General features: G+C 52.8%; 8 protein-coding genes. 7 read left to right on the top strand and 1 reads right to left on the bottom strand.

Going from position 1 to position 12792, the window contains the following annotated elements; all coding sequences use genetic code 11:
* The first annotated feature begins 24 nt into the window (after positions 1 to 24).
* Together BLO51_RS23065 and BLO51_RS23060 are read left to right on the top strand one after the other, a co-directional pair.
* Positions 25 to 774, top strand: coding sequence for a PIG-L deacetylase family protein (locus BLO51_RS23065; protein WP_090675585.1), 750 nt, complete (start codon positions 25 to 27; stop codon positions 772 to 774).
* Positions 775 to 920: 146 nt separating this feature from the next.
* A complete protein-coding gene (locus BLO51_RS23060) occupies positions 921 to 1691 on the top strand; it encodes an NUDIX domain-containing protein (RefSeq protein ID WP_090675584.1) in 771 nt (256 codons plus the stop codon).
* Between the two features lie 11 nt (positions 1692 to 1702).
* On the opposite strand, the gene BLO51_RS23055 is transcribed toward BLO51_RS23060, so the two are convergent.
* The gene (locus BLO51_RS23055; protein WP_090675582.1) at positions 1703 to 3112 is read right to left on the bottom strand and encodes a DUF4832 domain-containing protein; all 1410 of its coding nucleotides are present in this window, start codon (positions 3110 to 3112) and stop codon (positions 1703 to 1705) included.
* A 213-nt stretch (positions 3113 to 3325) separates the two neighbouring features.
* Between BLO51_RS23055 and BLO51_RS23050 the strand changes: the two genes are divergently transcribed.
* Genes BLO51_RS23050 through pelG form a run of 5 tightly spaced genes read left to right on the top strand, consistent with a single transcriptional unit; the run spans position 3326 to position 12790 of the window.
* Positions 3326 to 5500 (top strand): NAD-dependent epimerase/dehydratase family protein, encoded by a 2175-nt coding sequence (locus tag BLO51_RS23050; RefSeq protein ID WP_090675581.1) that lies wholly within the window; start codon positions 3326 to 3328, stop codon positions 5498 to 5500.
* 4 nt (positions 5501 to 5504) lie between these two features.
* The gene (locus BLO51_RS23045) at positions 5505 to 6401 is read left to right on the top strand and encodes a tetratricopeptide repeat protein (RefSeq protein WP_090675579.1); all 897 of its coding nucleotides are present in this window, start codon (positions 5505 to 5507) and stop codon (positions 6399 to 6401) included.
* Position 6402: 1 nt separating this feature from the next.
* Positions 6403 to 8250, top strand: a complete 1848-nt coding sequence (locus BLO51_RS23040; protein ID WP_090675578.1) for a DUF2194 domain-containing protein — start codon at positions 6403 to 6405, stop codon at positions 8248 to 8250.
* Between the two features lie 2 nt (positions 8251 to 8252).
* On the top strand, positions 8253 to 9698 hold the full coding sequence (gene pelF / locus BLO51_RS23035; RefSeq protein WP_090675576.1) for a GT4 family glycosyltransferase PelF: 1446 nt from the start codon (positions 8253 to 8255) through the stop codon (positions 9696 to 9698).
* Positions 9674 to 12790 carry an exopolysaccharide Pel transporter PelG gene (gene pelG / locus BLO51_RS30530; protein ID WP_167670294.1) on the top strand — a complete coding sequence of 1039 codons (3117 nt, stop codon included), beginning with the start codon at positions 9674 to 9676 and terminating at the stop codon, positions 12788 to 12790. Before pelF ends, pelG begins: the two co-directional genes overlap by 25 nt.
* Positions 12791 to 12792: the final 2 nt, after the last annotated feature.

The following is a 12792-nucleotide window of genomic DNA, read 5'->3' as shown; positions in this document are numbered from 1 at the left end:
CGAACAACAGGAGGCTGAAGGGAAATGAAGAAAAGATGGTTATTCGTTTTCGCCCATCCCGACGACGAATCCTTTGCAGCCGGAGGGACGATCGCCAAGCTCAGCAACACGGGCCACGAGGTGGTTCTGGCGTGCGCCACATCGGGATGCAAGGGCAAGTCGGGCGAGTTTCAATTCGCCACCCGCGAAGAGCTGGCCCGGCACCGGGAAGAGGAACTGCGCAGCGCGTGCTCCGTGCTCGGCGTATCCGAGCTGATTCTGTACTGTTATCCGGACGGCGAATTAAAGTCGCTTGATCCGGAAGCGTTGGCGGAGCGGGTTCGTACGACGATTGTGGAGCTGAAGCCGGATGCGATTCTGACGTTCCCGCCGGACGGGGTCACGGGGCATCCCGATCATATCGCGATTTCCCAAGCGACGGAGAAGGCGGTCGCGCTGACGGAAGCAGAGTATCCGGAGGGGCGGCGGCCATCTCTTTATTACACCTCGATTCCTCATTATTATGACCACTGTCAGGATTCGGGACCGAAGCATACGTGCGCGATTACGGCGCGGGTCGATATTAGCGACTTTCGTTTGCACAAGGGACGGGCTTTGCAGGCTTACCGGAGCCAGATTTACTCGGTGAACCGCGCCTATCCCGGGGTGATGGAAGACGACTTCACAGTGATCCGAAACTACGAATATTACACCTTGGTGCGAGCCAACGGTCAGCAGGTCCAAGAGATGACGGAGACGGCTTTGAACGAGCTGCCGACGATGGATTTGAACTAGCGGGCAGCGACAACTGAATAGACGGATTCCCGAATTTGTTCCTGCCGTTCCTTTGCGAGCGGCAGTTTTTTTGTGCGGTCTTGACAAATGAATCAAAAATGTCATAATGATATTATTAAAAGGGAAGTAAAAGGAGGAGGCGCGGCATGACCATGGAAAACGGTTCGAACTATACGGCAAGCAAATACCGGACGCCGGACGGGGCGCCGGCGGATATCGTCATCTTCACCATTACGTCCGAGCCGCAGCCGACGGCGACAAAATCGCTGCCCAAGCGGGAGCTGCAGGTGCTGCTCATCAAGCGGAAGGTATGGCCGTACGAGGGCATGTGGGCGCTGCCCGGAGGCTTCTCCCGGGAGACGGAGTCGATGTACGAGACCGCGAGGCGCGAGCTGCGGGAGGAGACCGGCGTGGATGGCGTTCATATGGAATATTTCAACGTATACAGCGACCCGGGCCGGGACCCGCGGGGGTGGATTATCTCCCATGCGTTCTTCGCGCTGGTGCATGAAAACTATTTGGCCGCGCGGGCCGCTGCCGATGATGCAGCGGAGGTGGCGCTGTTCCCGGTATCTGAAGCGCTTACCCGGCTGGAGCTGGCCTTCGACCACAGGCGGGTTCTCTCGGATGCGCTGGAGCGGGTCAAACAAAGTATGCTGGTCACCCCGATTGCCGGAGAGTTTCTGCCGGACGAATTCACGCTCGGCGAGCTGTATCAGGTCATCCGGACGGTGGTGCCGGACTTCGAGGAAGCGAATTTCATCCGCAAAATGAAATCGACCCAGAGCCGCAGCGGGGTATTGGAGGAAATTCGGGACGCGCGCGGGGAACCGAAGAAATCGAACCGTTACTCGCAGCGCGCCGCACAGCTGTACCGTTTTACCGGCAATTTGCCGAAGCTGTCATTGTACAGCTAATTTTCTACATTTTATTTCCCGGGAATTATCGTAACCGTGCCTAACGCATACCGTCCGTCGGCCCGTCTGCCGTCGATCGCAAAATCAACCCCCGGTTTTCCGGTTTCCGGGTCCAAAATAGCCGCATTGACGGTATATTCTCCCGGCTTCAGGCCGCTTGGAATCGGGAGCTTGTCCGATACTTGCCGCTCTCCCGGCAGCCATTGGCGAATATCGGCTTCGCTTGTTGTCTTGGCGACGATCACGCCATTGCTGTCGGCCAGCGACAGCTCGAACGGCCAGGAGAAATAAAACGGAGCTACCCCCCGATTCACGAGGCTGATCGTGACGTTCAAGCGATCGCCGGCCTTCGCTTCCTTCTCGTGCGATGCTTTGGCAATGACGAACCGATACCCGATCGTTTTGAGAAAGCGGTCGATATTGGACTGTAAAGGGCCGCCTGGTTTTTCGCGGGCAGGCGCGTTGGGTCCCATCATGGAAACGTGGGTCAAACGCGCTTGCCGCAGCGTTTCCTCAATGGAAGAATCGCCCATATATTTTTTTTCGCTCGCAAACTCCCCGCCGCTCGGTGCCTTCGTCCAAAAGTCGGGCATGGCCGGCTCCTTTTCTCCGGTAAGCCAAGAAGTATAGCCTTCCGTGTACCAGCGCAAGAATCCGTCGACGGTCGACTCCCGCTTGCCGAAGGCATCGTTGAACAGCCCCATCCCGTTCTTCAGGGCGATCTCGTGCGGCCGCCGCATCATCAGATGCTTATTGGTGGTGAAATAGCGGACGTAATGTCCTGCATATTGATCGGAAATGCGTTCCTTCGGAAACGGTATGCGTACTTCATCATCGTTTCGGGTATGCCATTCTCCCCAGTGGCCGATGCTGCCGAGCTGTACAAAAGCAATCTGTGGGTCGTTATTATAACGCTCCGACAGAGCCCGAATCAAACGTTCGTGATTTTCGATAAGCACGGGGCTATTATAATCGGGACTAAATCCTTTGCCGTAGTCCGTATCGTACCATTCCCCGCTTTTCCCGATCTCCTTATACAACCAGTCCGGAATATCCATGTGGCTGGTTTCTCTCGGATAATCGAGCACCACCCGCATCACGAGCTTGACCCCTCTTTCTTTCCATAAGCGGAAATTGAACTTTTTCTCGATGGCGTCAAAGGCGTATTTTCCTTTGTCGGGCTCAAGCTCGCGCCATGTGAGATTGGCGTGCGCAAGCCGGAAAGGCTGCTTGGCATCGTCGTATTTGGCGTCAACGACAAAACCCATGTACGGATTGGCCAGCACCTGATCGGTCTCAGCCGGCATATAGGCGACGCGATCCGTCGTCCTGTCTGCCGAAATGTACCGGTAACCAAACAGGCTGGTCAAGCCCGCGACAAGACATATAACCGCAATCATAGTCAAACGGCGACGCCGCATGCAAATCCCCTCCTGCTTAACATGTAATATATCAAAACACAAAAAATCTTACAATCAATAGATCGAAACTCCTATTTATGTGGTAGAATAATGTCATTATACATATGTTATTGTCGAAAAATGATGTTTAATTTCGCACTTTGTTCAGATTTTGTTTAGATCCATTACGATATAATGACTTTTGCTGCAGAAAAGTCAGTAACGGAGGAAATCATGCAAGTATTAATTACGGGCGGTTACGGTTTTATCGGTTCTTTTGTCGCGGACCGATTTCACAAGGAAGGATACGGGGTAACCATTATCGATAATCTGTCCACCGGCGACAAGCGAAATATCGATTTTAAACACAAAGCCTTTGCCTTGTCTGTGGAAGATACCAATTGCGAAGAAATATTCCGCAGTTACCGATTCGATGTCGTCGTTCATTTGGCAGCTCAAGTGGACGTCGGCACCTCCATGATTAACCCGCGGCTCGACACCCAATCGAATGTACTCGGCCTGTCCAATATGCTATCGCTAGCCCAAAAATACGGCGTTCCCAAATTTATTTTCGCTTCTTCCGCAGCCGTTTACGGCGCACTTGACCACATCCCGCTTCAGGAATCTTCGCCTTGCGATCCCATCTCTCCTTACGGAATCAACAAGTGGATCGGAGAAACGTATTGCCGGAAGTGGGGGGAATTATACGGGCTTGAAACGCTGAGCTTCCGCTTCTCCAACGTATACGGACCCCGGCAGGGCAGTAACGGAGAAGGCGGAGTCATTTCCCTGTTTATGGAGGGTTTGATCGAAGGGAAGGACTTGTCCGTTTACGGAGACGGCGGTCAGACGCGGGATTTTATTTATGTCGCGGATGTGGCGGATGCCATTTATCGCTCGTCGCTCTCGAAGCTGACAGGCGTTTACAATTTGTCCACGTATACGGAAAGCAGTGTCAACGACCTGATCGATACGCTTCGCGGCATCCACGGCTCGGCGTCCGCCATCTACAAGGATAAGCGACCCGGGGACATTTACCGTTCCGTGCTGGACAATGCGAAAATCATGCGGGATTTGGATTGGGCGCCAAAGTATGCTTTGAAAGAAGGCCTTCGCAAAACGTACGAATGGTTTCTGCATCAAAAGCCGCGTGCGGAGAAGGATGAAGCGAAGGTTGAGGAGAGCCCTTCGGCAGTCTCGGTTCTTTTCAAAAAGGCGATGCCTTATTTGGAAAATGCGCTGGCCTTTGCGCTGACAGCCTGGTTAACCTTAACCCTGGAAGACGAACTGTACGGATTTATCGACTTGCGGCTGATTTATATCCTTATTCTCGGGATGATCTACGGTAACCGGCAATCGATCCTCGCGGTTCTTTTATCCGTTTCGTTGTACGTTTACCAGCAGCTTCATAACGGACGCGAGTTTATTGCGATGTTTTACGATACGGAGTTCTTCTTCCATATTGCCGTTTACTTGTTCGTCGGGCTGGTGGTAGGATACTCGATTGAGCGCAAAAACGACGCCCTTCAAGACAAGGAACGGCAGATAGAAGCTTTAGGAGAAAAGTATGCGTTTCTGACCGAGGTCTACAACGAGACCCGTCTTGTTAAGGATGAGCTGCAGCGGCAAATTATGAACAACGGCGACAGCTTCGGGAAAATATACTCGGTAACCAAAGAGCTGGAAAGCTTGGAGCCGGAGAACATCCTCACCTCCACGGTGAGCGTGGTTGAATCGATCATGAAGTCGCAAACGGTAACGATTTATATGACCAATAAGGATAAAAGCTTTTTAAGGCTTATGGCTCAGTCCCATACGAGCGGCTTCGAAGCGCCCAAATCGGTGAAAGTGGAGGAGACTTCTTACTTGCGGCAGGTGCTTCATGACAAAAAGCCGTTTATTAATAAAGAGCTGTTCATCAACGCTCCGCTTCTCGCCGCTCCGGTGCTCCGTCATGGGGAAGTGATTGCCGTCATTTCCGTGCAAAGCATGGAGTTCGAACATTTCACGTTATACTACCAGAACTTGTTCAAGGTCATTGTGGATTTGATTTCCTCCGCGTTGTCTCGTGCGCTGTCGTATGTAGAGGCCACAAGCGATCAAAGGTTTATCGAAGGAACGCCCGTTCTGAAAGCCGAGGTGTTCTCCGATATTCTGGACAGCAAGAAAGCTGCCCGTGCGAAGCATGGCGTCGAGTTCGTGCTGTTAACCGCAGGCAAGGCCGACGCCGCTGCCGAGGAACTGTCGTATCTAATTGCGCGATTGCTTCGGGAAACCGACTATATCGGCCAGGGGACAAGCGGGCAGCTGCTCGTTCTGCTAACCAACTCCAACTTGGAAGAAGCGGCATTCGTTCTGCAGCGGTTTGAAAAAGCCGGCATTTCGTTACGTGTCGCGGTAGAGGATTAACGTTATGTTTGAGTGGATATGGCTGCTGTACATCGTCATTAGCGGTACAATCCTCGGCATCCGGTACAGAAAAGACAGGCGCGAATGGTGGATTCGTTTCAGCCTTGCGGCGAGCTTGCCGATCATCGGGTTTTGGGTACCGGCGTTATGGGCGAAGCGATCGAGGGCATCGGATGACGCGACCGGACAGTTTGCCGAGCTGAATCTCATTGTGCAAGAGGATACGAGCCTGACCGGCAGTGTGCTTCGCAGGCTGGAAACGGAGAAGGAAATGAATGTGGTGCCGCTGGAGGAAGCGCTGCTCATCAACGATCTAACGACCAGACGTAAGGTGGTCATCGATTTGCTGAAGCAGGACTCCTTGCAGTACCTTGAGGTGCTGCGGATGGCGGTCAACAACGAAGATACGGAAACATCCCATTATGCTGTCAGCGCGATTGTGGAAGTCAAACGAAAGCTGATGCTGACGATGCAGGAGCTTTCGGTCAAATACGAGGAAAACAAGAACGATCCGTATCTACTGCGCTCCTATGCCGATGTCCTCCGGGGATTTATGCGCAGCGGTTTTCTTGATGAACGAACCTTGACGATGCATATTCGCACGTACATATCGGTATTGGATCGCTTAATCAAGCTTGAGCCCGCATCCGCAGACGCCTACGTCGAGAAGCTCAATGCCGAACTGGAGCTGAACGATTATACCGCAGCGGAGCACACGGCCCAACAATATCTTGAGCAATTCCCACTTCATGAAGAGGCCTACCTGACATTGATGAAGGTCTATTTTTCCGTAGGTTCCTCCGAACAATTGAAAAGGACGCTTGAAGCGTTGAAGCAATCCTCGATCCGCTTGTCGAATCAAGGAATCACCATGGTGAGATTTTGGTCGGAAGGAGCGTAAGATGAGTCCCAAGTTCAGACTGCACCGCAATGTGTACATCATTATCTTGAGCGTGTTGCTCATGGCTGCCGTTATCCAGATCGCCCGTTCCGAGTACGTTCTGCAATTCAGCCATAATGAGGTTCTGGCGGAAAGCGCGAAACGCGCGGCTACCGCTGCCTCCGAGAATACGTTGACCAGGACTTCCGTACGGCCCTATTGCCTCGTCTTCGACAGTACGGAAGAGTACAGCGTGAAGGTAAAAAACAACGCCGACCGTACGCTGAAGTATATGAAAAAGCCGGTTCAATCGTTTGATGTGCGAAGCGGGGAGACGTTCCGGCCGGATAGCTGCGCTGCGACCGTTCTTTCTATCGAACAGCTCAAGCTGCTGGGCGATCCGGATGTGCTGGCCCGCTATGTGGAGCAAGGGGGATATGCTTTTTTTGCCGTACGCCCCGAATTGGACGATACCTTGTACCGCTTGTACCGCAAGATGGGTATTTTGGCCATAGGGGAGTTTAAGGATTCCGACGGCATTCAGCTGACCTCCAATGTCTTAATAGGAGAAGCGGGACTGATCCTCGACGATTCCTTCATTACGAATCCGACTCTGACCGTCGAGCTTGATGAAAAGAGCCGGGTGTTGGCCAAAACCGCCGAAGGCGTGCCGCTGCTGTGGGACTTCGCCTACGGACAGGGGAAATTTATGACGTTTAATGGAGCGATGCTCCAGGAGAAAATCAACCGGGGCATGCTGGCCGGCGCCATCAGTTTATTGGAGCCGGATTTCATCTATCCGGTGTTCAACTCGAAAATCATGTACATCGACGATTTTCCGGCGCCGATTTCGCAGGGAACGGATACCGGAATCGATGTCGAAATCTATCGCACTTACCGCCGGGACATCCCTACCTTTTACAAGCAAATTTGGTGGCCGGACATGCTGAAAGCAGCGAAACAGAACGATATCAAATATACGGCGGTGCTGATCGAGTCGTATCACGATCAGATTGATCCGCCGTTCGAATATCCGACCGACGCCGATTCCAACGGTCTGATCTCCTACGGACGCGAAGTGATTAAAAGCGGAGGCGAAATCGGCTTGCACGGCTACAATCATCAATCGCTGACGCTCAGCCAGGAGGTGGCCGACGAATTCAACTACAAGCCGTGGAAAAGCATCGGCCATATGGCCGATTCCATTGCCGAAGCGGTCCGATTTATGGGCGCGGCGTTCCCGAAATATAAGATGCTGTCTTATGTGCCGCCCTCCAACGTGCTTAGCCCGGAGGGACGAGAAGCGTTGAAACAGGGCTGGCCTTCCATCGCCGTCATTGCGTCTCTTTACGGTGAAGATGCGTCCGGTATCGCCTATGTTCAGGAATTTGAAATGACTCAGGACGGGATCTTGGAGATGCCGCGGGTCACTTCGGGTTATTTCAATCAGCCGTTCGAGCGCTGGGCGGAAGCCAATACGATAACGGCGCTCGGTATTTTTTCGCACTTTATTCACCCGGACGATTTGTTGGACCCGAAGCGCAATCGCAATCTTTCCTGGGAAGAGATGTATGAACAGTACAGCAGTATACTCGCGAGGGTGAAACAGACGCATCCGTGGCTCCGTTCGATGACCTCCACGGAGGCGGCGGTCGATATGAAGCAAGTGCTGGCAAGCGATGTCGCCTGGAGTCGGGAAGGAAACCGGCTGCGGGGCCAGATTGCGCCTTTCCAGGGCAAAGCCTACTTCGTGCTCAGGACGGACAAGAAAATAGGCAAGCTGACGGGCTCCTCGGTGAGAAAAATCGACGACGGAACCTACTTGGTTACCGCTGGAAAAGCAAACTTTGAGATTGAATTGGGTGAGTAAACATGCGTATCTGCATCATTGCCGAAGGCTCATATCCGTACATTACCGGAGGAGTTTCCAGCTGGATTCATTCCTTGACCACGGACCTGCCCGAATTTGAGTTTGTGATCCTCGCGATCGGGGCGGAGGAGAAGCAGCGCGGTCAATTCAAATACAAGCTGCCGCCCAACGTGGTTGAAGTGAAAGAGATTTTCCTGGACGATTACTTGCGGGAAGCGGGGGAGTGGGGGCACCGCTACCGGTTGACCGACACGCAGAAAGAGGCGCTGCACTCGCTGCTCGGCGGCAACAAAGACTTGGAGTGGGGCGGACTGTTCGACCTGCTCCGCAGCAAGAAATTGCGCAATGCCGCCGATTTTTTGATGAGTAAGGACTTCTTCGACATTTTGGTGAACCTGTGCAAGGAAAAATATGCGCAAATTCCGTTTACGGAAATGTTCTGGACCGTACGTTCCATGATTCTTCCGCTCTTTTTGTCCATCCGTCATGACATTCCGAAAGCGGACTTGTATCACAGCGTGGCGACCGGCTACGCAGGCGTCATCGGATCGCTGGCCAAGCATCTGTACGGGAAGCCGTATGTACTGACCGAGCACGGCATTTATTCCCGCGAACGGGAAGAAGAAATCATTAAGGCCGATTGGGTGAAGGGCTATTTCAAAGATTTGTGGATTGAATATTTTTACCGGCTCTCCCGTTGTCCCTACGATTATGCGGATCAGGTCATTACGTTGTTCAACCGGAACCGGGAGATTCAGATGGAGCTTGGCTGCAAGCCGGACAAGATCAGCATTGTTCCCAATGGAGTAAAGGTTCATGACTATGCCGACATCGTTCAGAACCCGGACGTTGACGAATCGAAAATCCGTCTGGGAGCTATCGTACGCGTAGTGCCGATTAAAGATATTAAGACCATGCTTCAAAGCTTTGCCTTGGTGAAGCGGGAGGTGCCGGAAGCCGAGCTGTATATTATGGGGCCCGCAGAAGAGGACCAGGAGTACTACGAGGAATGTTTACAGCTTGTCGAATCGCTGCAGATCAAGGACGTGACGTTTACCGGCGAGGTGCGAATTAAAGACTACTTGGGCCGGATGGATATCGTGCTCCTGTCGAGCATAAGCGAAGGAATGCCTCTGGCCGTGCTCGAATCGATGGCCTGCGCCAAGCCGTGTGTGACGACGGACGTCGGCAGCTGCCGCGAATTGCTGCACGGGCTGGACGACGGCATCGGTCCTGCGGGCGTGGTGGTGCCAGTCATGCATTACGACCACATGGCGTCTGCCATTATTAAGCTGTGCAATAGCCGCAAGCTGCGGGAAGACATGGGCCGAAACGGGTTGGAGCGGGTGCGCAAACATTATACGCACGAAGTCTTTATTCAACGCTACCGGCAGCTTTATTCATCCTACGAGGAGGAACGGACATGGCCGGTATCGGGTTCGAACTAAAAAAACTGTTTCGCCAAGCAGGCTTGCTGCACAGCGTCAAGGCGTATGCCTATTCGTCCTTGACCACCATCGGGCCGATGATTTTGTGCCTCTTCATGCTCCTCTTCATGCAGCGGTTCATGTCGCGGTACGGCGTGTCCTTTTTGGAACGGGAGCTGTTTCAGGCGACGATCGTCTATGGTTTTATCTTTTCTACGCTGCTTACGGGCGGCTTGTCGATGATCTTGACCCGGTTTATTGCCGACAAGATGTATATGAAGCAGTACGAATATTTGCTTTCTTCTTATTACGGAGCTATGGCCGTCTCCTTGCCGGTCGGCATGGCTTGCGCCTGGTTGTTTTTGCGGGGCGTACCGGCTGGATTCGGGTATAAAGCGGCGGCGTATCTCTTTTTCGCCGAACTCATCATCCTTTCCTTTCAAGGGGTTCTGTTAAGCGCGGTTAAAGATTTCAAACGGATTGTCCGCAACTACTGCTTCGGCATCGGTGTCGCCTTGGCAGGGGCATGGCTGGTGTTAAAGTATACTCCGTTTCAGGATGCGACGGCAGCCCTGACGATGCTGGCCGCCGGTTTTTTCGTTATCGTGCTGCTTACGGGACGGCATCTCGAACAAACGCTGCCGGCAAAGGAGAGCCGCTTGTATTTTGATTTCCTTTCTTACTTGCGCAAATATCCCGCATTGTTCTGTATCGGTACGTTGTTCTACTCCGGCGTCTATATTCACAGCTTTGTGTATTGGTTCGGTCCGGCCGGCGGACGGGTCGCGGAGCAGTTTGCCGTCTCCACTTTCTTCGACCCACCGGTATTTTATGCTTATTTGACCGTGACGCCCACGCTGATCACCTTCGTCGTGTCTGTAGAAACGGCCTTCTATGAGAAGTTCCGTGATTACTATAGCAACATTTTGAACGAAGGGACCCTTCTGGATATTGCTCGCGCCAAGGAAGAGATGCAGCGTACCCTGACACGGGAAATCAGCTTTATGATGGAAGTGCAGCTGCTTTTTACCGTCCTTTCGCTTGCTCTCGGTCTGAAGCTGCTTCCTACAATCGGCTTTTCGATGGAGCAGCTCGACGCGTATGTTATTCTCGTGCTCGGGTACTTTTTATTTATTATCGCCTTCATTGTCATGCTTATCTTGTTATACTTTGATGATCGGAAGGGTGTGCTTGTGATCAGCAGCCTGTTTGTTTTGCTTAATGTTAACCTGACCTCCTGGACGATGGCCGCCAACTACCACGGCATCGGCTTGTTCGTTGCCGCATTTCTGGCGCTGGCCGCCGCGCTGTGGCGATTGGTGCATTACGTCGGTAACATTGAATATTACACCTTTTGCGCCCAGCCTCTTGCCACACCGCGCAAAGTTCCGTTCTGGCGGCGTCGCCCGGGGAAAATGGCGGCTTCCTCCTTGCTTCTGCTGGGGGTGGGCCTCCTGCTTGGCGCGTGTTCGAATGAAGCTCCCGCGAGTCCGGTCCCGGCCGAGCCGGCTCCCGTCGCCGAATCCGCCGTACCCGGCTCGCCGCTTACGGCCAAAGGATTGGCCGAGGACAAACGTCTCTATGAACGGGATAACGATACTTCCGTCGCCGCTTTGTATATGACCGTATTGCCGGATACGAAAGAACGGGGGCTGTCCTGGTATTCCCTTAACCGGGTCAGAAACTGGATGGAGGAAGGCGATCTGAAGGTTATCTTGCAGGAAGGCGCCGCCGATGGCAGCGGTCCCCAATCCGGTCTGTTCGGCTACGACGCGACGGAAACCAACGCGAAAGTAAGCTTGCGCGGCAATACGACACGGTATTCGCCACAGCGGTCGTACAAAATCCGCCTCAATAATCAGGCGGGACTGTGGCGCGACCAACGAACGATCGATCTGAACAAGCATTATTACGATTCGGCTCGTATCCGCAACAAGCTCAGCTTCGATATTTTTGAGACGCTTCCGCATATGGCAAGCCTTCGAACGCAGTTTGTCCACCTGTATGTCAAGGATTTGTCCGGAGGGGGCAAAGCGAATGCGCCTTACGAGGATTACGGGCTGTTCACCCAAATCGAGCACCCAAACCAAATGTTCTTGAAGAACCACTGGCTCGATCCGAACGGGCAATTGTACAAGGCGGTCATGTTTGAATTTTTTCGCTATCCCGAGACGCTGCGGTCGCAATCCGATCCGAAGTACGACAAGCAGGCTTTCGAAAAGCAGCTCGAAATCAAGGGCCGCGAGGATCACGACAAGCTGCTGATGATGCTGAACGATGTCAACAACATGGCGATTCCGATCAACGAGGTCATGGAGAAGCATTTTGATCTGGACAACTATTTGACCTGGCTGGCCAGCAACATTCTGATGGATAACATGGACACGGACGCGCAAAACTTTTTGCTGTATTCGCCTTTGAACTCTGACAAATGGTATTTCGTTCCTTGGGATTACGACGGAGGCTGGGAGCTGCAACGGGGCTTGCGGAGCATTAGCGATTATTCGAACGGGATCAGCAACTATTGGGGCAGCGTTCTTCACAACCGCTTCTTCCGCAGCGAGGAGAATGTCCAGAAGTTGAAGAAGAAAATCGACGAGCTGTATCAGTCGATCAATAAAGAAACGGTAACGAAGCGTGTGGATGCGTACAGGGGCACCGTCGAGCCCTTCTTGAAGAGCGATCCGGATATCCGGTTCTTGCCCGTCAAGGCTGACCAACTGGACCAGGAATTTGACAGAATCGCCGAGGTTCCGGCGCGTTCTCTGAAGCGGTTCAACGAGGATTTGGAGAAGCCGAAGCCGTTCTATCTCGGGGATCTGCTCCGTGAAAACGGAAAAACGGTGTTCGTCTGGGATCAGTCCTTCGATTTACAAGGGGATGATCTGGTCTATGACTGGACGCTAGCTAAAGATCCGTTGTTTACCCAAATCGTAGCGCAGCAAAAAAATATGAAGGAAACTACGGTGACGCTTGACGCTTTACAACCGGGGGAGTACTACTGGAAAGTGATTGTCCGGGATCAAAAAGGGAATCAGCAAATTGCCTTCGATATTTACCGCGATTCGCGCGATTTGCCTTACTACGGGATGCGACAAATAAAGGTGGAATAAAG

Source organism: Paenibacillus tianmuensis (assembly GCF_900100345.1).
Taxonomy (GTDB): domain Bacteria; phylum Bacillota; class Bacilli; order Paenibacillales; family NBRC-103111; genus Paenibacillus_G; species Paenibacillus_G tianmuensis.
This window is presented reverse-complemented; position numbering and strand designations above follow the sequence as displayed.

Coding starts and splice junctions, on each gene's coding strand:
- BLO51_RS23065 (WP_090675585.1), top strand. CDS start 25: ATGAAGAAAAGATGGTTATTCGTTTTCGCCCATCCCGACGACGAATCC.
- BLO51_RS23060 (WP_090675584.1), top strand. CDS start 921: ATGACCATGGAAAACGGTTCGAACTATACGGCAAGCAAATACCGGACG.
- BLO51_RS23055 (WP_090675582.1), bottom strand. CDS start 3,112: ATGCGGCGTCGCCGTTTGACTATGATTGCGGTTATATGTCTTGTCGCG.
- BLO51_RS23050 (WP_090675581.1), top strand. CDS start 3,326: ATGCAAGTATTAATTACGGGCGGTTACGGTTTTATCGGTTCTTTTGTC.
- BLO51_RS23045 (WP_090675579.1), top strand. CDS start 5,505: ATGTTTGAGTGGATATGGCTGCTGTACATCGTCATTAGCGGTACAATC.
- BLO51_RS23040 (WP_090675578.1), top strand. CDS start 6,403: ATGAGTCCCAAGTTCAGACTGCACCGCAATGTGTACATCATTATCTTG.
- pelF (WP_090675576.1), top strand. CDS start 8,253: ATGCGTATCTGCATCATTGCCGAAGGCTCATATCCGTACATTACCGGA.
- pelG (WP_167670294.1), top strand. CDS start 9,674: ATGGCCGGTATCGGGTTCGAACTAAAAAAACTGTTTCGCCAAGCAGGC.